Here is a 22,406-nt window from a genome sequence, read left to right as displayed (position 1 = left end):
GTCAGGGCGCGACCTGATAGGTGACCTCGACGGCGGCCTCGACCGTCAGGGTGCCGGGCTCGATCGGGACGGCGAGGCCGCCGGGCGCGGCCTTCGCGAAGGTGCGGGCGTGCATCGGCGCCGGTGCGGTCTCCCGCGGCGGCGAGACGAGGCTCTCCAGGCGCCCGAGGCGGGTGCCCGCCGCCTCCGCCAGGATCTCGGCCTGGCGCTTGCCATCCCGCACCGCGTCCGCCCGGACGGCGTTCTCCGTCTGGCCGGGATCCGACAGCCCGAAGGCGACGCCGCCGATCCGGTCGGCCCCGCCGTCGAGCAGGCGCCGCATCAGGGCGCCGAGGCGCTTGAGATCGCGCACCCGCACCGAGACGGCGTTGCTGGCCTGGTAGCCGTCGGGCACATCCCGCATCTGTCCGTTGGACTCGCGCACCGTCTTGCTGGCTGGGCGCAGGGACACCGCGGCGGTGGCGAGGTCGGGCCCCGCGATGCCGAACTCGCCGGCGAGCTCCGCCACCTTGCGGGCGGCGGCCGAGTTCTGGTCGAGAGCCGCAGCCGGGGTCTGGCCGCGGCTCTCCACCGCGATCTCCACCGTGGCGAAGTCGGGCGCCACCTCCCGGCTCGCCCGGCCGATCACGCTGATCCGGCCGGGCGCGTCCTCGGCAAGGGCGGGCCCCGCCAGGACGGGAAGCCCCGCGAGACCGAGCGCCAGCAGGAGTGCGACCGCCCTCACGAGCGGTAATCCCCGTTGATCTCGACGTAGGCCTTGGTGAGGTCGCAGGTCCAGACCCGGGCGGTGCCGGCGCCGAGGCCGAGATCGACCCGGATCGTCACCGCGTCGCCGCGCATCGCGGCCGAGGCCGCCTCCTCGTCGTAGCCGGCGTCGCGGGCGCCCTCGACGGCGACCCGCACGTCGCCGAACCAGATCGCCAGCCGGTCGCGGTCGGCGGGCTCGCCGGCCTTGCCGACCGCCATCACCACGCGGCCCCAATTGGCATCCTCGCCCGCCACCGCGGTCTTCACCAGCGGCGAGTTGGCGATCGACATCGCGATCCGGTGGGCGGAGGCATCATCGGTGGCGCCGCCCACCTCGACGGTGACGAACTTGCGCGCGCCCTCGCCGTCGCGGGCGACGAGCTGGGCGAGCTCGACCAGGAGGTCGTCGAGCCCGTTCGCGAACTCGGCGAGAGCCGGATCCTCCGCGGAGGCGACCGGGGCGTTGCCGGCCTTGGCGGTGGCGAACAGCATCAGGGTGTCGGAGGTCGAGGTGTCGCCGTCGACCGTGCAGCAATTGAAGCTCTTCGCCACGCCGCGGGTGAGCAGCGCCTGCAGCACCTCCGCCGGCAGGTCGGCATCGGTGAACACGAAGGAGAGCATCGTCGCCATGTCGGGGGCGATCATGCCGGCGCCCTTGGCGATGCCGTTGATCGTCACCTCGGTGCCGCCGAGCCGCACCCGGCGGGTGGCGAGCTTCGGGAAGGTGTCGGTGGTCATGATCGCGCTGGCGGCTTCGGTCCAGCGCTCGGCGCCGGGGCCGGTGCGGCCGGCGCAATCGGCCAGCACGCCGTCGAACTTGGTGGCGTCGAGGGGCTCGCCGATCACGCCGGTCGAGGCGATGAAGACCTCGGACGGCGCGCAGCCCGCCGCCTTGCCGGCGATCTCGGCGGTGAGGCGCACCGATTCGCGGCCCTTGAGGCCCGTGAAGGCGTTGGCGTTGCCGGAATTGACCACCAGCGCGCGGGCGGACTTTTCGCCGCGCAGGGTCTCGCGGCACCAGTCGACGGCCGCCGACGGGCATTTCGAGCGGGTGAACACGCCCGCCGCCCGGGTGCCAGGATCGAGCAGGACCAGCAGCACGTCGGTGCGGCCGCGGTAGCGGATCCCGGCCTGCGCGGTGGCGAGGCGCACGCCCGCGATCGGCGGCAGGGCGGGCTGGTGCTTGGGCGCGAGCGGCGAGACGGGGTGAGACATGCGAGACTCCGGTCCGCCGACACCTCGTCGTCCGCGTCGGCGCGGCGGTGTTGCCCCGCCGAGGCGCCCTGCGTCAACCGGGCCCGAGCCGGTTCGCGGTATCGGTTGTGTCTCCGGTTGTGCATGTCCGAGTTGAGAAGCCGGCTCCGGAGCCGGTGCAGCGACCACGTAGGGGCGGCGGGCCCGTGGAAAAATGTTTTCGGCAGGGAGTTGACGCTGGGGCGGGACGGCGTTCTCTTATCTAGAGTTGCACATTGTTATCTAGAGGAGTCGGCACGGGACGCGCGCCCGCACGTCCCCGTCCGCCGTCCGGAGGTTCCCGTTTGGCCCACCCGCAAGTCCTTCGCGACATGGCGCTCTTCGTCGAGGTTGCAAAACGGAAGAGCTTCAGCCAGGCGGCTGTGGCGCTCGACGTGCCGATCTCCTCCCTTTCCCGGCGCATCACCCAGTTCGAGACCTCGATCGGCCTGCGCCTGCTCGACCGCACCACCCGCAAGCTGGTGCTGACCCCGCACGGCGAAGCCTATTACGAGCAGGCGACGCGCCTGGTGGAGGAGGCGCAGCGCACCTTCGACGAGCTGATCGCCCAGGCGAAGGGGCCGAGCGGCCTCCTCAAGATCGCGGCGCCGCCCGATCCGTGGGTGCTGCACCACCTCTCGGTCGTCGCGCGGGACTATGCCCAGCGCTACGCCCAGGTGCGGGTGCATCTCGATCTCTGGCCGCATTTCGTCGACCTCGCCCAGGACGGCTACGACCTCGCCCTCGCCGTCGGGGCGCCGCGGGAGACCTCGATGATCACCCGCAAGGTGGCGCAGCTCGAGAACGGCTTGTTCGCTGCGCCCGGCTACCTCGACCGGGCCGGACGGCCCGAGACCCCGGCCGACCTCGCGCGGCATCAGGCGGTGATGGTCGGCCCGCCCTCCGCATCGGCCACCTCGGCGTCGGGCCCCTCCGCCTCGGGTTCGTCTGCGTCGGGTACGTCTGCGTCGGGTACTTGGCCACTCGAACGGCAGGACGAGATGGTGTCGGCGTCGGTGGCGCGCGCGGTCACCAGCAACAGTCAGGGCATGGCCCGGCGCCTGGCCCTGGCGGAGCACGGCATCGGCCTCCTCCAGGTGATCGACGTCGAGCGGGACGTGGAGGCCGGCCGCCTGGAGCGAGTGCTGCCCGAGTGGCACGGCCTGCCGAGCCCGATCTACCTCGTCACGACCTCGCGGCTGCTGCCGGCCAAGACCCGCAGCTTCATCGCCTTCGCCTCGCGCCGGCTCGCCGAGCAGCTGGCGCCGCGCGGCGTCACCCTGGACGAGGCCGAGCTCACCGCCCTCTACGACCTGCAGGAGGCGTGACGCGCCCGAGGGACCCGTGCTTTAGCTCGCGACGGGGCGCACGGAGCCTGTGGTGACGGACATCTCGGATCTTGTATTCGCGGGCGGGACGCTGGCGGTGGCAGCCCCGGCCAATGCGATCGCGGCCCTGCCGGCGGGGCGCCTGGAGCTTCCCCCGGACGAGGCCGCGCGCATCGCCCGCTTCCGTCAGGCGCAGGACCGTCACGAGCGTGCTGCGGCGCACGGGCTGCTGCGCCACCTGCTCGGGTCCTGGCTCGGCCGCGAGCCCTCCGGGATCGTCCTGGCGCGGGAGCCCGGCGGCCGGCCGTTCCTGCCCGGGATCCCGGGCATCGACCTGAATCTCAGCCACGGCGGCGGCTGGGTCGCGGTCGGGCTGTCGAGCGACGGCCGGATCGGCATCGACGTCGAGGGCGCCGCCCGGCCGGTCGACTGGGACGGCGTGGCGCCGGTCTTTCTGCACCCGGTCGAGCTCGCCGCCTACCGTGGCCTTCCGGCCGGCGCCCGGCCGCGGCAGGCGCTGGAATACTGGTCGGTCAAGGAAGCTTGCCTGAAGGCGACCGGCGAGGGCCTGGTCGCCGAGCCGAACTCGGTCCGGCTGACGCCGGAGGGAGCGGGTTGGCGCTTGGCGCGGGCGGGCCTGTCCCTGCGGGCGGCGTCGCGGCTGCTGCCGGACGGGGCTCGGTTCGCCTGGGCGGCGGAGGAGGGGATGGAGGTGGCTGTCGTGGTGGCGGTCTGACCCGGACGATCGGTCGAGGTAGGATGCGAATTCCAGGTTTGCCTCTACGAGTTTCACAGCCTCCACGTCATTCCGGGCCGCGCAGCGGAGCCCGGAATCCAGAAACACAATTGGTGCAGAACGAAGCGGCCCGCGTGCCGCTCCATTCTGGACGTCCTGCGGATCTGGATTCCGGGCTCCGCTGCGCGGCCCCGGAATGACATGGAGCGTGCTGATCCTGTCGAGCAGATCCTGGGGTCTTCAGACGTAAGCGCTCATTCCGGCATTCGATTGCGGGAAGCGCTCGGCGAGGGCGCGGCGCAGCTTCTCGAGGGCGCGGTTCTCGATCTGGCGCACGCGCTCCTTGGAGATGCCGAGGCGGTGGCCGAGGGCCTCCAGGGTCGCCTGATCCTCGGCGAGGCGCCGCTCGTGCAGGATGCGCAACTCGCGCTCGGAGAGCACGGTGAGTGCCTGACGCAGCCAGGTCAGCCTGCGCTCGCTGTCGACGGCGTCGGAAACGGTCTCGTCGGGCAGGGGAGACGTGTCGACCAGAAAATCGACCCGCTCGGCGGAGGCTTCGCCGTCGTCGCCGACGGGGGCGTTGAGCGACATGTCGGGGCCCGAGAGGCGGGCATCCATTAGGGCCACGTCCTCGCGGGACACGCCGATGGCGGTGGCGATGCGGCGGTGGATCTCGTCGCCGACGCGCTCGTCGGTCGACTGCATCAGTCGGGCGCGCAGCCGCCGGAGATTGAAGAACAGGGCCTTCTGGGCCGACGAGGTGCCGCCGCGGACGATCGACCAGTTGCGCAGGATGTAATCCTGGATCGAGGCCCGGATCCACCAGGTGGCGTAGGTCGAGAAGCGCACGTCCCGCTCGGGCTCGAAGCGGGCGGCGGCCTCCATCAGGCCGACATGGCCCTCCTGGACCAGATCCGCCATCGGCAGGCCGTAATGGCGGAAGCGGCCGGCGAGGGCGATCACGAGCCGCATATGGGCGGAGATCAGACGGTGCAGCGCCACCTCGTCCCGTTCGTCCTTCCAGCGCACCGCGAGGCCGCGCTCCTCTTCCCTCTCGAGGAAGGGGGCATCCATCGCGACGCGAACGAACTGCCGACGTATGCCTGCGATTTCCGCCATCCCCGCCTCCGCCATTGTGGTGAGCGCTGTGTGTCGCGATGAGGCCGGGGCGGCGCGTGGAGCGCGCCCGTTACACCGCAAGGCCTGCGACAACGGCGGGACCACCCGATCGGTTCCCGCATTGCGAAAAAATCGTCGGCGGCACGATTCTTTGGCGGACGCAACGGCTCCGGGGTTACCTTGCGGACAGCGCGCCCGGACTGGGTGTCAGGCGCAGGTAGCAACGCGGGGGCGGGGAGGGCGGTTCGGCGAAGGGGCGTCGGGTCACGCGAAAGCCCGGCGCGAGGGCCGGGCTTTCGGTCGTCTCAGGTTTTGTCGTCCGGGAGAGGCGTGGAGGCTCAGGCGGCCTCTGCCTCGTCCTGCACGTCCTCGCCGTCGGCCTCGGCTTCAGCGCCCTTAGCCCGGCGCGGCGACTTGGCGAGGCTCTGCTCGATGAGCTTGAGCGACTCGGTGTCGGTGATGCGGTTCACTGCCGCGATCTCGCGCACCACCCGATCCAGGGCCGCCTCGTAGAGCTGGCGCTCGGAATAGGACTGCTCGGGCTGGGCGTCGGAGCGGAAGAGGTCGCGCACCACCTCGGTGACGGCGATCAGGTCGCCGGAATTGATCTTCGCCTCGTATTCCTGGGCCCGGCGCGACCACATCGTGCGCTTCACCCGGGCGCGGCCGGTGAGCACGTCGAGCGCCTTCTTGACCAGCTCGGGCTCGGCGAGCTTGCGCATGCCGACCGAATTCGCCTTGGCGGTCGGGACCCGCAGGACCATCTTGTCCTTCTCGAACGACACCACGAACAGCTCGAGCTTGTAGCCGGCGATCTCCTGCTCCTCGATGGCCGTGATGCGGCCGACACCGTGGGCCGGGTAAACGACTGCTTCGCCGGTCTTGAAGCCCTGCCGGGCGGCTGTCGTCTTCTTGGCGGTCGTCATGCGGGGGTGGCCTCCAGGTCACCGTTCGCGGCAATGTCCGCGACCGGATCATTCATCCGGGTCAGGGCACCCGGCGAAAAATACGCGCCTGCCGGACGTCCCGCGGGATGCCCGTCAGTCCCTGTCAAACCATAGCTACGGAACGTCCGAACGCACGGCGGACCACGCGAGATCCACCTTGGCTGATCGCATGCAGCCTCGTCCCATCGAAAAAATTCCCGCTCGGAGGACGAAGGCTGCACGTCGGACGAAAAGCGACGGCGATCAGGAACCTAGCACGAAGAGGCCTGAAAATCAAAAAAATTCAGGCGCCCGGCATGGCTGCGCGGGCACCTTGCACCATGTTTCACCAGCTTGGCGGGGGATCGCAGACCCGTCATGCGGTCCCGGCAGGGATCGTTACGAAGCCGTAACGATCCGGCGCGGACCCGCTCAGTCGCCCGAGCCCGGATTGGCCGAGAAATGGGCCTCGAGCTTGCCGGGCTTGCCGTCCCACTCCTTGGCGTCGGCCGGCGCGGCCTTCTTCTGGGTGATGTTGGGCCAGCTCTTGGCCATGTCGGCATTCAGCTTCAGCCAGCTCTCCAGGCCCGGCTCGGTGTCGGGCTTGATCGCCTCGGCCGGGCATTCGGGCTCGCACACGCCGCAATCGATGCACTCGTCCGGCTGGATGACGAGCATGTTCTCGCCCTCGTAGAAGCAGTCGACCGGACACACTTCCACGCAGTCCATGTACTTGCACTTGATGCAGTTGTCGGTGACGACGTAGGTCATGGGCCGGTGAAACCTCGAAGGCTGTGAGGGGCGCGGCTGGCGCCCGGGCGTATGGGGCGGCCTTAGACCCGGCCGGGCGGGCTTGCAAGCCGCCCGTTGCGGGGCGGCCCCGGTTGCCGGGAGGCGTCGCCTTCGCGTCACGCTTTCCGCAGGCGGGCCGGTCGGGCCGTCCCGCCGGGCGCGGGGCCCGCCGGGGACACGGCCGAGAGGTCGGCGTAGAGCAGCCGGGCCTCCGGTGCCGGGCCCCGGCGCTCGCCGAGGTCGAGCACCCGCACCGCCGCCGTGACGTGCTGGGCCGCGACCGTGACCACGTCGCCCACCGCCACGGCCTTCGAGGGGGCGTCGGCCCGCTGGCCGTTCACCCGCACGAAGCCGTCCTCGATCAGGCGCGCGGCGAGGGAGCGCGTCTTGGCGAAGCGCGCGAACCACAGCCACTTGTCGAGGCGCTGCCGGTCCGCGCGCATGGCGCCCGGTCAGCGCTTGTCGCCGTCCCTCGCCTCCATCTGCGCCTTGAGGGCGAGAAGCTTGGCGAAGGGGGAATCCGGATCCGGGGCGCGCTCGCGCCGCGGCGGCCGGGCATCGTGCATGCCGCCGTTGCGGGGGGCGCCGTCGCGCCGGTCCTGCGGCGGCCGGCCGCCCTCGCGCCCGCCCGGATGCGGCCCGCGCGGCGGACGACCGTCGCGGCGGCCCTCGCCCCGGTTCTCCGGTCCACGGCCCTCGAAGCGGTGCTCCGGCCGGCCCTCGCCGGCGGGACGGTTCTCGCCGCCCCTGTTCTCGCCACCCCTGTTCTCATTTGGGCGCCGGTCGCCCCAGCGCTGGCCGTCGCGGGGCGCGCGATGGGCACGCTGCTCCGCCGGCGCGCCCTCAGCCCCCTCCGGCCGCGGGAAGCCGCCGCGCGGACGGCCGTGCTGGCCCTCGCGCTGTCCCTCACGTTGTCCCTGGCCCTCGGGCCGGCCGCGGCCCTGATGGCGCGGGGCGTGGCTGCGCTGATGGCGGTGCATCCGCCACACCTCGATCACGACCGGCTCCGCCGGCGCGGCGGGCTCGCCCGCGGCCTCGGCGGTCTCTCCGGCAGGAGTTTCGGCGGCAGAGGCTTCCTCGGTAGAGGCCTCGGACTCCGCGGTCTCGCCGGAGGCCGCGGTCTCGATGACGGGCTCGCCCGCCTCGACCTGCGCAGCCTCGGCTTCCACCGGAGCCGTCTCCTCGCCCGCGGGCGCCTCGACGGGCGCCTCCTCGACCACGGCGCCGTCGACCGGAGCGTCGTGAGCCGCCGCAGCCTGAGCCGGCGCGTCCTGGTCGTGCGTCTCCTGAGCGGCCGCCTCGGGCGCGGGCTCCGCCGCCTCGGCCTCGACCGGCTCGGCGGCCTCGTCGCCGGCGACCTCGTGCGGCGCGGTCTCCCCGGCCGGGGCATCGTCGCCCGTCGCCTCGGCCGTCACGGCCTCGGTTTGCGCCTCGGACGCGGCGTCGGCGGCCTCGCCCGCCTCGGCGCTCTCGGCGGGCTTCGCCTGCACCGGCACCGTCGCGGCGGCGGGGCGCAGGGCCACGGTGATCGCCGGGCCGGGCCGGCGGTCGACGACGTAGCCGAGCGACTTCAGGATCGAGGCGAAGTCCTCGCCCGAGCAGCCGACGAGCGAGGTCATGCCGACGGTCGGCACGAAGCCGTCCTTGTCGGCGGTGCCCGGAGGCGGCTCGCCGGGGGTGGTGCCGGGCACGTAGGCGATCGCCGGGCGGATCAGGTCGGCCAGGCGCTCGAGGATGTCGACGCGCACCGCCCGGCCGCCGCAGACCCGGAAGCCGGCGGCGCGGTAGAGGCCCTTGGCGATCTCGGGATCGACCGGCATCGAGGTGCGGCCGGAGCCGGCGAGATGCGCGATCTCGTCGAGGCCGCGCTGGTCGAGGCCGCCGTTGTGCAGCGCCCAGAGCTGCGCCGCGAGCGTCCGGGGCGCGGGCTTCAGCAGCGCCGGCATGGTGATGTGGTAGGCGCCGAAGCGCACGCCGTGCTTGCGCAGGGCCGCGCGGCCCTCCTGGTCGAGGCTGCGCATCTCGTTGAGGACCTTGGCGCGCTCCAGCACGCCGAGGGCCTCCGCGACCTGGAAGCCGATGCCGCGGGCGAGCCCCGTCAGGTCGGCCGCGGTCTCGAGCTCGAGGGCGGGCCCGAGCAGGCGCACGATGTGGGCCTTGAGCCAGGCCTCGAGCCGGGCCTCGACCTTCTCGCGGGCGGGACCGCTGAGCTGCTCGTCGGCCAGCAGGCGCAGGCCGGGGGCGTAGAGCTTCTCGCCCGGGACCAGCTTGGCGACCGGGTTGCCGGTCCAGCGGATCGTGCCGTCGTTCGAGAGCACCAGGGCCGCGTCCGCCGCGGCGGCGAACCGGTCGGCCCGCGCCTCGATCTCGCTCGCCAGCGCCTTCTCGGCGGCGCTGCGCAGGGTCTTGGCTTCCTGGCCCTCGGCGCCGGGATCCGGCACGAACTGGAATCCGTGCAGATGGCCGACGTGCTGTCCCTCGACCGTCACGTCGCCGCCCGCGGTGATCTCAGCTTCCAACATGGTATTCTCTCTCAGGCGCCGCATCAGCACGCTGGTGCGCCGATCGACGAATCGACTCGCCAGCCGCTCGTGCAGGGCGTCGGACAGCCTGTCCTCTACCCGACGCGTCTCGCCCTGCCAATGCTCCGGGTCGGCGAGCCAGTCCGGTCTGTTCGCCACGAAGGTCCAGGTGCGCACGTGGGCGATGCGCTGCGACAGGGCGTCGATGTCGCCGTCGGTGCGGTCGACCATCGCCACGTGCTGGGCGAACCAGTCGACCGGGATGCGTCCGGCCATGCCGCGCATCAGGAACCGGAACAGTTGGGCGATCAGGTCGGCATGGGTCTGGATCGCCGACTTGCGGTAGTCGGGCACGCCGCAGACCATCCAGAGCCGCTCCACCGCGCTCTTCGAGGTCGCGTAGTCGCGGATGTCGTCCTCCTTGGCCAGGAGGTCGAGAGCCGCCTCGTCGTCGCCGGTCGGCGCCCGGATCAGCCCGCGCTCGCTCGGATGCTCGGCGAGGCTGCGGCGGAGCGCGTCGACCGAGCCGAAATCGAGGTCCGGGTTGCGCCATTGCAGCACGCGCAGCGGATCGAAGGTGTGGCTCTCCAGAGCCTCGACCATCTCGGCCTCGAGCGGCGGGCAGCGCCCGGTGGTGCCGAAGGTGCCGTCGCGCAGGTGGCGCCCGGCGCGTCCGGCGATCTGCGCCATCTCGGAGGGGGAGAGGTCACGGAATCGCGTGCCGTCGTACTTGCGGTTCGACGCGAAGGCGACGTGGTCGACGTCGAGGTTGAGCCCCATCCCGACCGCGTCGGTGGCGACGAGGTAGTCGACCTCGCCGGACTGGTAGAGCTCGACCTGGGCGTTGCGGGTGCGCGGCGACAGCGCGCCCAGCACCACCGCGGCGCCGCCGCGCTGGCGCCGCAGCAACTCGGCGATGGCGTAGACTTCCTCCGCCGAGAACGCCACGATGGCGCTGCGCTGGGGCAGGCGCGACAGCTTGCGGCTGCCGGCGAAGCTCAGCTGCGACAGGCGCGGGCGCGTCGTGACGTGGATGCCGGGAATCAGCGCCTTGACCAGCGGCTCCATCGTCGCCGAACCGATCAGCAGCGTCTCCTCGCGGCCGCGCTGGTGCAGCAGCCGGTCGGTGAAGGTGTGGCCGCGGTCGCGGTCGGCGCCGAGCTGGATCTCGTCGATGCCGACGAAGTCGACGGTGTTGTCCCGCGGCATCGCCTCGGCGGTGCAGATCCAGTAGCTCGGCCGGTTCGGCTTGATCTTCTCCTCGCCGGTGATCAGGGCGACCCGCTCGGGGCCGACCCGCTCGACGACGCGGTGATAGACCTCGCGGGCGAGCAGCCGCAGCGGCAGGCCGATCATGCCGGTCGGGTGGCCGAGCATCCGCTCGATGGCGAGGTGGGTCTTGCCGGTATTGGTGGGACCGAGCACCGCCGTGGCGCCGCGCAAGCGGGCCTGCGGTGAGAGGGAGCGGCGCGTCATCGGGCTGGACTGACATCCTCGGGGCGTAAAGCGGCGGTGGCCGCCGCGCCGTCCCGAACCCAAGGATCAGGACCCCGTCTAGCGCTCCGGATCGCGGCCACTCCGCGGCCGTGGCCCGGGCAGCGGCCTCCTCTCATATGGGGCGGGAGCCGACCGATCGCCATACGGGGACCGATCGCCGTAGGGCGAGGGCGCCACGCCGGGGGCGTAGACCTCGATGCGGGTCTCGGGCGCCCGGCCCTGGTCGAGGTCGGCGCAGAGGGTGTCCGGCACGGCGGTGAGCGGGCCCGGCGGGTTCGCGCCCATCGTCGCCGACGAATAGGCGTCGCCGCCGCAATCGTGCCCGTTCGCCAGCGCCGGGAGCGGGGCGAGCAGCAGGAGGAGGGAGAGGGCGCGCCGCACGGGTCTCTAGCGCCCGCCCGCCGGCGTCTCGGGGGTAGGCATTCCGGAAGATTGGGCCGCGGCGGCCGCCTGCACGGTCGTCTCCGGGGCGCCCTGGCCGGTCTGCGCCCAGCGCGTCGCCTCGATGATGTTGAGGCCGAGCTGGGTGCGCACGGCGATGCGCAGCGGGAGGAGCACCCGCGCGCCCTCGACGGGGGCGAGCCACACCGACATCTCGGTGTTGTCCTCCATGAACTTCACCCCCGGCTTGTCGGCCCGGTGGCCGGCGATCGGCTGGTAGCGGGCGTTGCAGACGAGGACCGGGCCGGCATAGCCGGGCTTCTGCACGCTGCGGGTCTCGGCGTAGCTCAGCACCACGTTGAACCGGCTCGCGCCGTCGAAGACCGGGATGGTGCGGTTGCAGTTCTGCGGGTCGGTGAGGTCGCCGCGGCCTTGCGCCGGCATCATCAGGGCGCTCACCGGATCGATGACGCCGCGCTTGTGCGCCTCGCCGACGGTGACGCGTTCGGGATCGGGTACCAGCGGCGGGGCGATGTCGGAGGCGACCACGTTGCCGCGGGCGAGCGCCATGCGCACGGTGATCGACGCGGAGGCGCTGTGCGAGGACAGGGCGAAGGCGGCCGGCACCGGCCGGGCCGCCACCGCGCCGCTCGCCCGGCCCGAGCCGTAGCCGCCGGTGATCGCCCCGACGAGGCCGGTGAGGCGGGCGCTGACATCCATCGTGTAGCGCTGGCCCTGCACCGAGCCGGTGACCTGCGCGGTGCCGATCGGCATCCCGGCGAGCATGATGCCGTAATCGACCGTGACGGCGGTCTCGCCGGCCTTCGGTGCGCGGCCCCGCGCGGCTTTTGCCGGCGTCGCCTCGCCGGCCGGAAGGGCGAGCCCCGCCGCGAGGGCGAGCGAGAGGAAGGCCTTGGAACGCATGAGGGAACCGATCTCGATCACCGTCGCCCAGCCCCGATGAAGCGGGGAGAATCTGGCCCTATCGTGACGCGATTAGGGTTAACGGATTGTCTCGGAGTCGTCTCGGAGCCCGGGCGGCCGCTCCCGGCGGCGCGGGCCCGCTTCAGAGCCCGTACCTTGACGAGACCCGCACTCTCCCTCTATAGGCGCGTGCTTTCCAGGGACTTCGCGGGGTCCGGTTCAGGCCGGGGTGCGCAGCACGCCCGGCTCTCGCGTTGCGTGGTCCCTCTCCGCACCAAGACCAGTTGAGGATTGAAGACCATGTCGCGTCGCTGCGAGCTCACCGGTAAGGGGGTGCTCACCGGCCACCTCGTGAGCCACTCGAACCACAAGACCAAGCGCCGGTTCCTCCCGAACCTGTGCAACGTCACCCTGCTCTCCGACACGCTCGGCCGCTCGGTGCGCCTGCGCATCTCGGCCAACGCCCTGCGCTCGGTCGAGCACCGCGGCGGCCTCGACGCGTTCCTGATCAAGGCCGGCGAGACCGACCTGTCGCAGAACGCCCGCCTGCTGAAGCGCGAGATCGAGAAGAAGCTCGCCGAGGCGGCCTGAGCCGGTCGGGAGGCGCATAGCGCCTCCATCGGTCAGCGTCGATCGCGAAAAACCCCCGGATGCGCCATGGCGCCCGGGGGTTTTTCGTGTTTGGGCACGCAAGTCTACATCTCTCTGCGTCGTCCCGGGGCTCGCCGGAGGCGAGAACCCGGGATCCGTAACCGCTGCCATCGAAGAATGAGACGGAGCGCAGTCGACCTCTTCTGAACTCTCGGCGGTGATGGATCCCGGGTTCCGCTTCGCGGCCCCGGGATGACCCGGAGGGTTTGAACGAGGTCGTGGGCGGGAGGGCTGACCTCTGCCTACCGCCGCCCGCCCGCCGCCATCCGGCGCACAGGCATCGTCCCGGCATCCTCGTCGAACAATTCGGCCAGCTTCTCGGTCATCACGCCGCCGAGCTCCTCGGCGTCGACGATGGTGACGGCCCGGCGGTAGTAGCGGGTCACGTCGTGGCCGATGCCGATGGCGAGCAGCTCCACCGGCGAGCGATTCTCGATCTCGTCGATCACGTAGCGCAGGTGGCGCTCGAGGTAGTTGCCCGGATTGACCGAGAGGGTCGAATCGTCGACCGGCGCGCCGTCGGAGATCACCATCAGGATCCGGCGCTGCTCGGGCCGGGCGAGCAGGCGCTTGTGGGCCCAGTCGAGGGCCTCGCCGTCGATGTTCTCCTTGAGCAGGCCCTCGCGCATCATCAGCCCGAGATTTTTCCGCGCCCGGCGCCACGGGGCGTCGGCCGACTTGTAGACGATGTGGCGCAGGTCGTTGAGCCGGCCCGGGGTCGGCGGCTTGCCCGATTGCAGCCAGGATTCCCGCGACTGCCCGCCCTTCCAGGCCCGCGTCGTGAACCCTAAGATCTCGACCTTGACGCCGCAGCGCTCCAGCGTGCGGGCCAGGATGTCGGCGCAGGTCGCCGCCACGGTGATCGGCCGGCCGCGCATCGAGCCCGAATTGTCGAGGAGCAGGGTGACGACCGTATCGCGGAAATTGGTGTCCTTCTCGTGCTTGAACGAGAGCGGCTGGAAGGGGTCGATCACCACGCGCACCAGGCGCGCCGGGTCGAGCTGGCCCTCCTCCAGGTCGAACTCCCAGGCACGGTTCTGCTGCGCCAGGAGCCGCCGCTGCAGCCGGTTGGCGAGGCGCCCGACCACGCCCTGGAGATGGGCGAGCTGCTTGTCGAGGTAGGAGCGCAGGCGCGCCAATTCGTCGGCGTCGCACAGGTCCTCGGCGTGGACCACCTCGTCGTATTTCTGCGAGAAGACCTTGTAGTCGGGGCCGCGGGGCTCGTTCGCGCGCGGGCCCGGCGGGCGCCAGGACTCGGAGGCCTCCTCCGAATCGGCATCCTCGGCATCCTCCGGCAGCTCGCCGGAGGGCGCGTCGGCGGCCTCGGTGGCGCCTTCCTCGATCTCGTCGGAGGCCTCGTCCGAGACCTCCATCTCGGCCCGGTCGCCCTGGCTCTGCTGCTCGGCCTCGCCCTCGCCGGCCTGCTGCTCGTCGGATTCGGCCTCGTTCTCGTCGTCGTTCTCCTCGTCGTCGGGATCGAGGGGGGCCTCGTCCGCCATGTCGAGGGAGGAGAGCAGGTCGCGCACCGAGCGGGCGAAGGCGCGCTGGTCCTCCAGGGTGCCGAGCAGCCCGTCGAGGTTGCGCCCGGCCCGGTCCTCGATGAATTCCCGCCACAGGCCGACGATGCGCTGCGCCGCAGGCGGCGGGGCCTGGCCGGTCAGGCGCTCGCGCACCATCAGGGCGATGGCGTCCTCCATCGGCGCGTCGGCGCGGTCGGTGATCTCCTCGTACTTGCCGCCGCGGTGGTAGCGGTCCTCCAGCATCGCCGTGAGGTTGCCGGCCACGCCGGCCATCCGGCGCGAGCCGATCGCCTCGACCCGGGCCTGCTCGACCGCGTCGAAGACCGCGCGGGCGGCGGCGTTCTCGGGGGCGAGGCGCCGGTGGACGGCGTTATCGTGGCAGGCGAGCCGCAGCGCCATCGAATCGGCGTGGCCGCGCAGGATCGCGACGTCGCCGGGGGAGAGCTTGCGCGGCGGCTCGGGCAGGCGGGCCTTGTCGCCGGTGAGGGCCGGCCGGTCGGTTGCGAAGGTGACCTCGATCTCGGCCTTGCGGGCGATGGCCCGCAGCGTCCCGGCCACCGAGCGCTTCAGCGGCTCGGCGACGGACTCGCGCTTCTCGCCGGGCTTGCGGTTGGAGATGGACATGGCGAGGCTACTTCTTCAGCGAGTCGAAGTCGAAGGGGCGGTCCAGCAGGTCGTCCCAGGTGTAGGGGCAGGTGCGCGGGAATTCGTCGGAGGGAATGTGTGTCTCGTTGCTGGCCCAGTCCCGCGCATCCGGGTAGCAGCGCCGCAAGGCCTCGTCACGGCGAGGTCTGAGACTCGGATTGTCGGCCAGCACGTCACGGTAGCGCCGCCGCTGCTCGCGGATCGAGAAGATCCAGCTCGCCGTCCGGTGCTCGGGCTGCTGGTCCCATTTGAGCATGTGCATCACGAGCACGCGCAGACAGCTGCGCAGCTTGGCGAACTCGCTTCTACCCAAGCTCTCCAGCTCCTCGGCCACGTGTTCGACATCGATGGCGTCGAAGCGGCCCGAGCGCAGGAGCTTGGCCTGCTCCAACGCCCAGGCATAGGTGTCGTCGTCATAGCGGGCCTGGTCCCGCGACGGCCGCGCCTCGTCGGAACGCTGCTCGCTCAAGACCGGGTCCGCCATCGGACGACCTCCTGATTGCTTAGCTCAGCGCGACGTTCACCGCGCTCTCGGGCAACTCCTTGCCGAAGGAGCGCTGGTAGAACTCGGCCACCAGGGCGCGCTCCAGCTCGTCGCACTTGTTGAGGAAGGTGACCCGGAAGGCGAAGCCGATATCGTTGAAGATGTCGGCGTTCTCGGCCCAGGTGATCACCGTGCGCGGGCTCATCACGGTCGACAGGTCGCCGTTGATGAAGGCGTTGCGGGTGAGGTCGGCGACGCGCACCATCTTGTTGACGATGTCGCGCCCGCCGTCGCCGCGATAGTGCTGCGCCTTGGAGAGCACGATGTCGACCTCGCGGTCGTGCGGCAGGTAGTTGAGCGTGGTGACGATCGACCAGCGGTCCATCTGGCCCTGGTTGATCTGCTGGGTGCCGTGATACAAACCCGAGGTGTCGCCGAGGCCGACCGTGTTGGCGGTGGCGAACAGCCGGAAGCCGGGATGGGGACGGATCACCCGCTTCTGGTCGAGGAGCGTCAGGCGGCCCGACACCTCCAGCACGCGCTGGATCACGAACATCACGTCGGGGCGGCCGGCATCGTACTCGTCGAAGACGAGGGCGACGTTGTTCTGCAGCGCCCAGGGCAGGATGCCGTCCTGGAAGGCGGTGACCTGCTTGCCCTCCTTGAGCACGATCGCGTCCTTGCCGACGAGGTCGATGCGCGAGACGTGGCTGTCGAGGTTGATGCGCACGCAGGGCCAGTTCAGGCGGGCGGCGACCTGCTCGATATGCGTGGACTTGCCGGTGCCGTGATACCCGGTGATCATCACCCGGCGGTTGCGCGCGAAGCCCGCCAGGATCGCCAGGGTGGTCTCACGGTCGAACAGGTAGTCGGGGTCGAGATCCGGCACGTGCTCGTCGGTGGCCGAGAAGGCCGGCACCTCGAGGTTCGAATCGATCCCGAACACCTTGCGCACCGAGACGGTCGTGTCCGGGAGTGCGGGTGGCGTATTCTCAGCAAGCATACGGAGCCTCGTCGGGGCAGGCCTGGCCCTCCATGGGCGTCCTGCGGATGTCGCGACGGCGCGGGGTGACCGGCGGGCGCCGCATGTCATTAATCTGCGGGGAGTGCCGGCGCAAACGTGCCTGACCCGGATATATGGGGGAGGCGCCCGGTTTCGAGCCCCCCCGCCGCGGATCAGGGATGCGAGATCCGTGCCCGACCGGGTTCGCCCCCTCGCGTCAGCACAGGCCGGCGGCCCGCAGGGTGTCGTGGGCCTTGATAATGTCGCGCAGGCGGTCCTCGAACGAGCGGTCGCCGCCGTTGGCGTCGGGATGGAAGCGCTTCACCAGCACCTTGTACTGCGCCTTGACGGCGGCCGGGTCGGCGCTCTCGTCGAGACCAAGCACGTCGAGGGCCTTGCGCACCGGGGCCGAGTAGCGCGGGGGCGGCGGCTCGGCCCGGGCGCGGCGCGAGGCCGGGCCGGCGCCCTCGCCGCGCAGGATGCCGAGGGGATCGACGTAGTCCCAGTCGCGCTGGGCGGCGTCCGGCTTCGGGCCGGTCTTTCCGCCAGGATTGACGCCCATCGTCCAGGTCGGGCGGTGCCCGATCACCGCGTCCTTCTGGTAGGCCTGGACGGCGGCGTCGTTCATCCCGTCGAAGTAGTTGTAGGACGCGTTGTACTCGCGCACGTGCTGCATGCAGAAGCGCCAGTACTGGCCCTCCTGCTTGCGCCCCTTGGGCGCCTTGTGCAGCCCGGGCTGGGTGCAGCCCGGCCGTTCGCAGGCCGGACCCTCGGCCTTCTTCGGCTCGTCGCAGGAGGGCCGGATGCGGATGCGGTCGAACAGGGGCGAGTTCAGATCCATGATGGGGCGATTATGAGGGGCGGCGGGATGGGCACAAGGGCTTCGGGCCTGATGCCGCAGGCGGAACCGGACGGCTTGACGGGCGGGGCCCGCTCCGGTCACTCGATCCGAAGCAGGTTAAGGACGGGTGCGCGATGAGCCTGAGCGACTGGATCAGGACGACGCTGGAGGAGCGGCTGGCGCCGACGGCACTCAGCGTCGTCGACGAATCACACCAGCATGCCGGCCATTCCGGCTGGCGAGAGGGGGGGGAAACTCACTTCCGACTGGATGTGGTGTCGGCCGCCTTCGAGGGAAAGAGCCGGGTCGAGCGCCACCGCATGGTGAACGCGCTCCTCGACGACGCCTTCAAGCGCGGCCTGCACGCCCTGGCCCTGCGGGCGCGGACGCCGGGGGAGGCGGGGTAGGCAACGATCCCCGACCCGGATCGACCGGCTCATACGCCGGCTCCCGCGGCGCGAACGCATACACCGCCGTGGCCGCCAGCAGCGCCAGCCCGTAGGCCAGGAACAGCCGGCCGTAGAGCGCGTCCGGGGAAAGCCCCCCGGTGCCCAGCACGAACAGGGCCGACAGTCCCTGCAAAGCCGCTGCTCCGCCCATGAAGACGATGTTCATGAAGGCGACGCCGCGTCCGAGCAGGTGGGCGGGGAAGAAAAGCCGGGCATGGGCCATCAGGATGCCGTAGCTCAGGCCCGCCGCGCCGGTCAGCGCCAGGAGCGCGACCGCCAGCGCCGTCGAGCTGCCGCCGAACAGGCCGAGACTGGCGAGGGCCAGGCCGGTGACGAGGCAGCCACCGAGCGCCGTGCGCTTCGGATCGCGCACCAGCCGCTCAAGGGGCCCGTAGCCGATGGCGCCCGCCGCCATCGCGGCGCTCATCGCCAGCGTGCCGTTGCCGCGCTGGAGCGCATCGAGGCCGTGGACGCTGCCGAGATAGGAGCCGACCCAGAGCGAGCGGGTGGCGATGACGACGGCGTAGCTGACGAACACGACGGGGAAGACCGGCCACAGGGCCCGCATCCGTGCGACCTCGGCGAAGCCGTGCCAGACCGAGGTACGGGGCGGATCGGCGAGGCGCGGCGGATCGACGATCAGCCACAGGACCAGCCCGGCCGCCGCCAGGGTGACGGCAGAGAGCCCGAACAGGATCGCGCGCCAGCCGAGCGCGTGGCTCGCCAGCGCCAGCGGCGTCGAGCCGAGAAGGTCGCCCGCGGTGCCGAGGCCGATCATCAGCGACGAGAGCATGGCGAAGCGCTCGGGCGGATAGACCCGGCCGAACAGGTAGAGCCCGCCCATCAGCGCCGGCGCGCAGCCGAGCCCGATCAGCGCCATCGCGGCGGCGGCACCGGAAAACCCCTGCGCGAGCCCGAGGCAGGCTGCGCCGAGGGCGGCGGCGACGAGGAACCCCGCTACGGTGCGCCGCGGCCCGATGCGGTCGAGGAGGAGCCCGGTCGGCACCTGGCCCGCCGCGAAGGCCAGGAACCAGCCCGCCGAGAGGAGCGCGAGGTCGGAGGGCTGGAGACCGAGGTCGGGCCCGAGATCGGGCGCGACCATGGCGAGGAAGCCGCGGTCGAACTGGCTGATCGTGTAGGTGAGCAGCAGGACCAGGAAGGATGTCACGGTCCTGCCGCTCCGGTTGTTGGGGGTACTTACGGTTACTTGATGCGCTCGAGCACGCTGACGTAGTTCGCCACCGCGACGCCGCCCATGTTGAACACGCCTGCGAGCGTCGCGTCCGGGATCTGCATGCCGCCGGCCTCGCCGACGAGCTGCATCGCCGAGAGGGCGTGCATCGACACGCCGGTGGCGCCGATCGGGTGGCCCTTGGCCTTCAGGCCGCCGGACGGGTTGACAGGCAGCTTGCCCTCCTTGGTGGTCCAGCCCTCGCGGATCGCGTCGGCGCCGCGGCCCTCCCTGGTCAGGCCCATCGCCTCGTACTCGATGAGCTCGGCGACGGTGAAGCAGTCGTGGGTCTCGACCAGCGACAGGTCGTCGAGGGTGATGCCGGCCTGGCCCAGCGCCTTCGCCCAGGCGGTGGCGGCGCCCTCGAACTTCAGCACGTCGCGCTTCGACATCGGCAGGAAGTCCTGCGCGTGGGCGGTGGCCCGGAAGGCGACGGCGCGGCGCATCCGCAGGGCCGTTTCGGTGTCGGCGAGCACCACGGCCGCGGCGCCGTCCGAGACCAGCGAGCAATCGGTGCGCTTGAGGGGGCCGGCGACGAAGGGGTTCTTGTCCGATTCGGTGCGGCAGAACTCGAAGCCGAGATCCTTGCGCATCTGCGCGTAGGGGTTCTGGACGCCGTTATGGTGGTTCTTGGCGGCGATCATCGCGAGCGCGTCGGACTGGTCGCCGTGGCGCTGGAAGTACGCGCCGGCGATGTTGCCGAACACGCCGGCGAAGCCCGCCGGGTTGTCGCCGTCCTCCGGCAGGTAGGAGGCCTTCAGCAGGGTGCGGCCGATCTCGGGGCCGGGCGTGCGGGTCATCTGCTCGACGCCGACCACCAGCACCACCCGGGCGCGCTTGGCCTCGATGGTCTTGATGCCCTGGTGCACCGCCGCCGAACCGGTGGCGCAGGCATTCTCGACCCGGGTCGCCGGCTTGAACCGGAACCCGTCATCGGCCTGGAGCACCAGGGAGGCGGTGAAGTCCTGCGGGGTGAAGCCCGCGTTGTAGTGGCCGAGCACGATCTCGTCGACGTCCTGCGGGCCGATCCCCGCATGGGCCATCGCCTCGTTGGCGACGCGGACGATCAGGCTCTCGACGGTCTCGGCGTCGTGCTTGCCGAAGGGCGTGTGGCTCCAGCCGACGATGCAGGCGGTCATGATTCTCTCCTCCCGGTGTTTGCGGTGCAATGTGCGCAACGGAAGGACCGCCTGCAAGCGCTGCTCACGCATCCTCCGCACGGAAGCGCGCATAGCCCGCGGCGCGTAAGCTGCAGGCCGGGCAGGTGCCGCAGCCGTGGCCCCAGGGATGGAGGGCGCCGCGCTCGCCGAGGTAGCAGGTGTGGCTCTCGCGCACGATGAGGTCGACCAGGGGCTCACCGCCGAGGTCGCGGGCGAGTCCCCAGGTCTCGGCCTTGTCGATCCACATCAGGGGCGTGTGCAGCACGAAGCGGCGGTCCATGCCGAGGTTGAGCGCGACCTGCAGCGCCTTGATCGTGTCGTCGCGGCAATCGGGGTAGCCGGAAAAATCCGTCTCGCACATGCCGCCGACGATGTGGCGCAGGCCCCGTCGGTAGGCGAGCGCCGCCGCGAAGGTGAGGAAGACGAGGTTGCGGCCGGGCACGAAGGTGTTGGGAAGCCCGCCCGCCTCCATGGCGATGGCGGTGTCGCGGGTCAGCGCGGTCTCCGAGACCGCACCGAGGGCGTCGAGGTTCAGCGTGTGGTCGTCGCCCAGGCGCCCGGCGAAGGCGGGCACGATCCGGGACATCTCGGCGCGCAGCGTCGCGCGGCAATCGAGCTCGATCCGGTGGCGCTGGCCGTAATCGAAGCCGAGGGTCTCGACGCGGTCGAACCGGTCGAGGGCCCAGGCGAGGCAGGTGGCCGAATCCTGCCCGCCGGAGAACAGCACCAGGGCGCCGTCGGACGAGGTCATGCGGGCTCCAAACAGAAGAGGGCGGCCCCATCCACGGGACCGCCCTTCCTATACGCCCGGAGCGCCGCGCGAGCCTACTGGCCCCGCGTTCTACTGGCCCTGCGCCTGGCTCGCCTTCTTGTTGGCGTTGTGGTGGCCGACGGCGCAGCCGGCCGCCGCGCCGGCCTTGCCGTGGCCGACCGCCTTGCCGGCGAGCCCACCGACGATCGCGCCCTTGATGCAGCCCTTGGCCTCGGCCTGGTGCGGCACAGCGACGAACGAGACCGCGAGGAGGCCGGCGGCGAGGAGGGAAGCGGACCGGATCATGCTGAACTCCCTTGAATGTGTTAGAACCTCAACCATTGAGCGGGGAGAGCGTTCCGAAGCCGGCTTTCGGGTCCGGCGTTGACGTTCCGGCCGCTCGCGTCTATAGACCGCGGCTCGCGGACCTGCGGGCTTTCGCCCGGCGGGTTGCCCGTGCTTCCATGCCCTGACACGCGACGCCACGATCCCGCCGGGATCGCTCGGGCCTCGCCTTTTTGAATGAGGAACGCCGATGGCCAACACCGTGTCGGCCAAGAAGATGACCCGCAAGATTGCCAAGCGTACGGCAGTCAACCGCTCGCGCCGCAGCCGCATGCGCACCTTCATCCGCAAGGTCGAGGAGGCGATCGAGGCCGGCGATCACGGCATCGCGCTGACCGCCCTGCGGACCGCCGAGCCGGAGATCATGCGCGCGTCCCAGAAGGGAATCGTGCACAAGAACACCGCCTCGCGGAAGGTCTCGCGCCTCGCCGCCCGCGTGAAGGGCCTGCAGGCCGCCCAGGCGTAACGCCTGGGTCCTGAGCGACCGTCGAACGTTCGGCCTCGCGGACCCGCGCCGGCACGGCGTGACCGGTCCGAGAGACGAGAGGAAATGGCCCGGCCTGCGCGCCGGGCTTTTTCGTGTCTGGGTCCGACGAAGGCGCGCGGTGCGAGGGAAATCGCTGCACGTCCCCTGCTGTCTGGGGAAAGGACGAGGCGGGGGTTTCACCTCTCCCCGCGGGCGGGGAGAGGGCCGTGTCGCCGTTCAGGCGATACGGCAAGCGGAGGCGCAGCCGGAGCGAGGGTGAGGGGGTATTTTCGAAGGAGCCTCGCTCGTCGAGACCCCCTCACCCTCGCAGCGAACCTTCGGTTCGCTGCTCCCTGAGCCCCTTCGGAGCTCAGGCCTCTCCCCGCCCGCGGGGAGAGGAGAAACCCGCGCCGTTTCTTTTCCCCCGGATGGCCCTGCCGGCCGCGCGCCGCGGCGTGCCGAAGCGGGGTGACGACGGTCGCCCCGGCCCGAGAGCCGCCGATCCTTCTCGCCATCAGCGTGCCACGAATTCTTGGAATTTGGTCGGGGTCATTTAGCCGGGATTAACCAAGAGACCGCTCAATACGAGGGCTTAAGGTTGATCCTTTCCTAAACGGCCGATCTCACCGGCCCGTCGGGCGCTCGCGCGCCGGCG

Annotated in this window: 22 protein-coding genes; 5 read left to right on the top strand and 17 right to left on the bottom strand. The window is 71.3% G+C overall.

Going from position 1 to position 22,406, the window contains the following annotated elements:
- Position 1: 1 nt before the first annotated feature.
- Positions 2 to 724, bottom strand: coding sequence for an SIMPL domain-containing protein (locus BM430_RS12470; RefSeq protein WP_244539463.1), 723 nt, complete (start codon positions 722 to 724; stop codon positions 2 to 4).
- Positions 721 to 1,962, bottom strand: a complete 1,242-nt coding sequence (argJ, locus tag BM430_RS12465) for a bifunctional glutamate N-acetyltransferase/amino-acid acetyltransferase ArgJ (RefSeq protein ID WP_093567576.1) — start codon at positions 1,960 to 1,962, stop codon at positions 721 to 723. Before argJ ends, BM430_RS12470 begins: the two co-directional genes overlap by 4 nt.
- 323 nt (positions 1,963 to 2,285) lie before the next feature.
- Between argJ and BM430_RS12460 the strand changes: the two genes are divergently transcribed.
- Both BM430_RS12460 and BM430_RS12455 read left to right on the top strand, forming a co-directional pair.
- Complete coding sequence (locus BM430_RS12460; protein WP_093567575.1) at positions 2,286 to 3,308, top strand: LysR family transcriptional regulator; 1,023 nt, start codon at positions 2,286 to 2,288, stop codon at positions 3,306 to 3,308.
- Between the two features lie 52 nt (positions 3,309 to 3,360).
- The gene (locus tag BM430_RS12455) at positions 3,361 to 4,044 is read left to right on the top strand and encodes a 4'-phosphopantetheinyl transferase family protein (protein WP_244539462.1); all 684 of its coding nucleotides are present in this window, start codon (positions 3,361 to 3,363) and stop codon (positions 4,042 to 4,044) included.
- A 240-nt stretch (positions 4,045 to 4,284) separates the two neighbouring features.
- Here the strand turns inward: BM430_RS12455 and BM430_RS12450 are convergent, their stop codons facing one another.
- The 7 genes from BM430_RS12450 to BM430_RS12420 form a co-directional block, all read right to left on the bottom strand.
- Complete coding sequence (locus tag BM430_RS12450; RefSeq protein ID WP_093567573.1) at positions 4,285 to 5,163, bottom strand: RNA polymerase factor sigma-32; 879 nt, start codon at positions 5,161 to 5,163, stop codon at positions 4,285 to 4,287.
- Between the two features lie 338 nt (positions 5,164 to 5,501).
- A complete protein-coding gene (locus tag BM430_RS12445; RefSeq protein WP_060848844.1) occupies positions 5,502 to 6,089 on the bottom strand; it encodes a CarD family transcriptional regulator in 588 nt (195 codons plus the stop codon).
- Positions 6,090 to 6,521: 432 nt separating this feature from the next.
- Positions 6,522 to 6,860, bottom strand: coding sequence for a ferredoxin FdxA (gene fdxA, locus BM430_RS12440; protein WP_093567572.1), 339 nt, complete (start codon positions 6,858 to 6,860; stop codon positions 6,522 to 6,524).
- Between the two features lie 137 nt (positions 6,861 to 6,997).
- A complete protein-coding gene (locus tag BM430_RS12435; RefSeq protein WP_093567571.1) occupies positions 6,998 to 7,324 on the bottom strand; it encodes an RNA-binding S4 domain-containing protein in 327 nt (108 codons plus the stop codon).
- A 9-nt stretch (positions 7,325 to 7,333) separates the two neighbouring features.
- The gene (locus tag BM430_RS12430; RefSeq protein WP_093567570.1) at positions 7,334 to 10,879 is read right to left on the bottom strand and encodes a helicase-related protein; all 3,546 of its coding nucleotides are present in this window, start codon (positions 10,877 to 10,879) and stop codon (positions 7,334 to 7,336) included.
- Positions 10,880 to 10,957: 78 nt separating this feature from the next.
- Positions 10,958 to 11,281 carry a hypothetical protein gene (locus BM430_RS12425; protein WP_093567569.1) on the bottom strand — a complete coding sequence of 108 codons (324 nt, stop codon included), beginning with the start codon at positions 11,279 to 11,281 and terminating at the stop codon, positions 10,958 to 10,960.
- A 6-nt stretch (positions 11,282 to 11,287) separates the two neighbouring features.
- Positions 11,288 to 12,205 (bottom strand): DUF3108 domain-containing protein, encoded by a 918-nt coding sequence (locus tag BM430_RS12420; protein WP_093567568.1) that lies wholly within the window; start codon positions 12,203 to 12,205, stop codon positions 11,288 to 11,290.
- Between the two features lie 300 nt (positions 12,206 to 12,505).
- On the opposite strand from BM430_RS12420, the gene rpmB reads away from it, so the two are divergent.
- Positions 12,506 to 12,796 carry a 50S ribosomal protein L28 gene (gene rpmB / locus BM430_RS12415; RefSeq protein WP_093567567.1) on the top strand — a complete coding sequence of 97 codons (291 nt, stop codon included), beginning with the start codon at positions 12,506 to 12,508 and terminating at the stop codon, positions 12,794 to 12,796.
- Between the two features lie 302 nt (positions 12,797 to 13,098).
- Here rpmB and cobT read toward each other — a convergent pair whose 3' ends face one another.
- The 4 genes from cobT to BM430_RS12395 form a co-directional block, all read right to left on the bottom strand.
- Positions 13,099 to 15,000, bottom strand: a complete 1,902-nt coding sequence (cobT, locus tag BM430_RS12410) for a cobaltochelatase subunit CobT (RefSeq protein ID WP_093567566.1) — start codon at positions 14,998 to 15,000, stop codon at positions 13,099 to 13,101.
- Between the two features lie 7 nt (positions 15,001 to 15,007).
- On the bottom strand, positions 15,008 to 15,505 hold the full coding sequence (locus BM430_RS12405) for a DUF29 domain-containing protein (RefSeq protein WP_093567565.1): 498 nt from the start codon (positions 15,503 to 15,505) through the stop codon (positions 15,008 to 15,010).
- A gap of 19 nt (positions 15,506 to 15,524) precedes the next feature.
- A complete protein-coding gene (gene cobS, locus BM430_RS12400) occupies positions 15,525 to 16,508 on the bottom strand; it encodes a cobaltochelatase subunit CobS (RefSeq protein ID WP_093567564.1) in 984 nt (327 codons plus the stop codon).
- 217 nt (positions 16,509 to 16,725) lie between these two features.
- Complete coding sequence (locus BM430_RS12395; RefSeq protein WP_093567563.1) at positions 16,726 to 17,349, bottom strand: J domain-containing protein; 624 nt, start codon at positions 17,347 to 17,349, stop codon at positions 16,726 to 16,728.
- Positions 17,350 to 17,483: 134 nt separating this feature from the next.
- Here BM430_RS12395 and BM430_RS12390 point away from each other — a divergent pair, with 134 nt between their 5' ends.
- Positions 17,484 to 17,756, top strand: coding sequence for a BolA family protein (locus BM430_RS12390; protein ID WP_093567562.1), 273 nt, complete (start codon positions 17,484 to 17,486; stop codon positions 17,754 to 17,756).
- On the opposite strand, the gene BM430_RS12385 is transcribed toward BM430_RS12390, so the two are convergent.
- The 4 genes from BM430_RS12385 to BM430_RS12370 all read right to left on the bottom strand — a co-directional run bounded on the left by BM430_RS12385 (position 17,698) and on the right by BM430_RS12370 (position 21,246).
- Positions 17,698 to 18,966, bottom strand: coding sequence for an MFS transporter (locus tag BM430_RS12385; protein ID WP_093567561.1), 1,269 nt, complete (start codon positions 18,964 to 18,966; stop codon positions 17,698 to 17,700). The genes BM430_RS12390 and BM430_RS12385 overlap by 59 nt on opposite strands.
- Before the next feature lie 35 nt (positions 18,967 to 19,001).
- A complete protein-coding gene (locus BM430_RS12380) occupies positions 19,002 to 20,168 on the bottom strand; it encodes an acetyl-CoA acetyltransferase (RefSeq protein ID WP_093567560.1) in 1,167 nt (388 codons plus the stop codon).
- 64 nt (positions 20,169 to 20,232) lie between these two features.
- A complete protein-coding gene (gene queC / locus BM430_RS12375; protein WP_093567559.1) occupies positions 20,233 to 20,940 on the bottom strand; it encodes a 7-cyano-7-deazaguanine synthase QueC in 708 nt (235 codons plus the stop codon).
- Between the two features lie 90 nt (positions 20,941 to 21,030).
- The gene (locus tag BM430_RS12370; protein ID WP_093567558.1) at positions 21,031 to 21,246 is read right to left on the bottom strand and encodes a hypothetical protein; all 216 of its coding nucleotides are present in this window, start codon (positions 21,244 to 21,246) and stop codon (positions 21,031 to 21,033) included.
- A gap of 229 nt (positions 21,247 to 21,475) precedes the next feature.
- On the opposite strand from BM430_RS12370, the gene rpsT reads away from it, so the two are divergent.
- On the top strand, positions 21,476 to 21,751 hold the full coding sequence (rpsT, locus tag BM430_RS12365; RefSeq protein WP_093567557.1) for a 30S ribosomal protein S20: 276 nt from the start codon (positions 21,476 to 21,478) through the stop codon (positions 21,749 to 21,751).
- Positions 21,752 to 22,406 lie beyond the last annotated feature (655 nt).

Origin of the sequence: Methylobacterium sp. 174MFSha1.1 (assembly GCF_900116815.1) — a bacterium.
Classification (GTDB): domain Bacteria; phylum Pseudomonadota; class Alphaproteobacteria; order Rhizobiales; family Beijerinckiaceae; genus Methylobacterium.
Note: the sequence above shows the minus strand (reverse complement) of the source record. Positions and strands in the feature narration are given on the sequence as shown.

Excerpts from the sequence above, each read along its gene's own strand:
- BM430_RS12430 (WP_093567570.1), bottom strand. The coding sequence starts at position 10,879 with ATGACGCGCCGCTCCCTCTCACCGCAGGCCCGCTTGCGCGGCGCCACG.
- BM430_RS12405 (WP_093567565.1), bottom strand. The coding sequence starts at position 15,505 with ATGGCGGACCCGGTCTTGAGCGAGCAGCGTTCCGACGAGGCGCGGCCG.
- BM430_RS12420 (WP_093567568.1), bottom strand. The coding sequence starts at position 12,205 with ATGCGTTCCAAGGCCTTCCTCTCGCTCGCCCTCGCGGCGGGGCTCGCC.
- rpsT (WP_093567557.1), top strand. The coding sequence starts at position 21,476 with ATGGCCAACACCGTGTCGGCCAAGAAGATGACCCGCAAGATTGCCAAG.
- BM430_RS12450 (WP_093567573.1), bottom strand. The coding sequence starts at position 5,163 with ATGGCGGAAATCGCAGGCATACGTCGGCAGTTCGTTCGCGTCGCGATG.
- BM430_RS12445 (WP_060848844.1), bottom strand. The coding sequence starts at position 6,089 with ATGACGACCGCCAAGAAGACGACAGCCGCCCGGCAGGGCTTCAAGACC.
- BM430_RS12380 (WP_093567560.1), bottom strand. The coding sequence starts at position 20,168 with ATGACCGCCTGCATCGTCGGCTGGAGCCACACGCCCTTCGGCAAGCAC.
- BM430_RS12435 (WP_093567571.1), bottom strand. The coding sequence starts at position 7,324 with ATGCGCGCGGACCGGCAGCGCCTCGACAAGTGGCTGTGGTTCGCGCGC.
- argJ (WP_093567576.1), bottom strand. The coding sequence starts at position 1,962 with ATGTCTCACCCCGTCTCGCCGCTCGCGCCCAAGCACCAGCCCGCCCTG.
- rpmB (WP_093567567.1), top strand. The coding sequence starts at position 12,506 with ATGTCGCGTCGCTGCGAGCTCACCGGTAAGGGGGTGCTCACCGGCCAC.
- cobS (WP_093567564.1), bottom strand. The coding sequence starts at position 16,508 with ATGCTTGCTGAGAATACGCCACCCGCACTCCCGGACACGACCGTCTCG.
- cobT (WP_093567566.1), bottom strand. The coding sequence starts at position 15,000 with ATGTCCATCTCCAACCGCAAGCCCGGCGAGAAGCGCGAGTCCGTCGCC.
- BM430_RS12390 (WP_093567562.1), top strand. The coding sequence starts at position 17,484 with ATGAGCCTGAGCGACTGGATCAGGACGACGCTGGAGGAGCGGCTGGCG.
- BM430_RS12370 (WP_093567558.1), bottom strand. The coding sequence starts at position 21,246 with ATGATCCGGTCCGCTTCCCTCCTCGCCGCCGGCCTCCTCGCGGTCTCG.
- queC (WP_093567559.1), bottom strand. The coding sequence starts at position 20,940 with ATGACCTCGTCCGACGGCGCCCTGGTGCTGTTCTCCGGCGGGCAGGAT.
- fdxA (WP_093567572.1), bottom strand. The coding sequence starts at position 6,860 with ATGACCTACGTCGTCACCGACAACTGCATCAAGTGCAAGTACATGGAC.
- BM430_RS12395 (WP_093567563.1), bottom strand. The coding sequence starts at position 17,349 with ATGGATCTGAACTCGCCCCTGTTCGACCGCATCCGCATCCGGCCCTCC.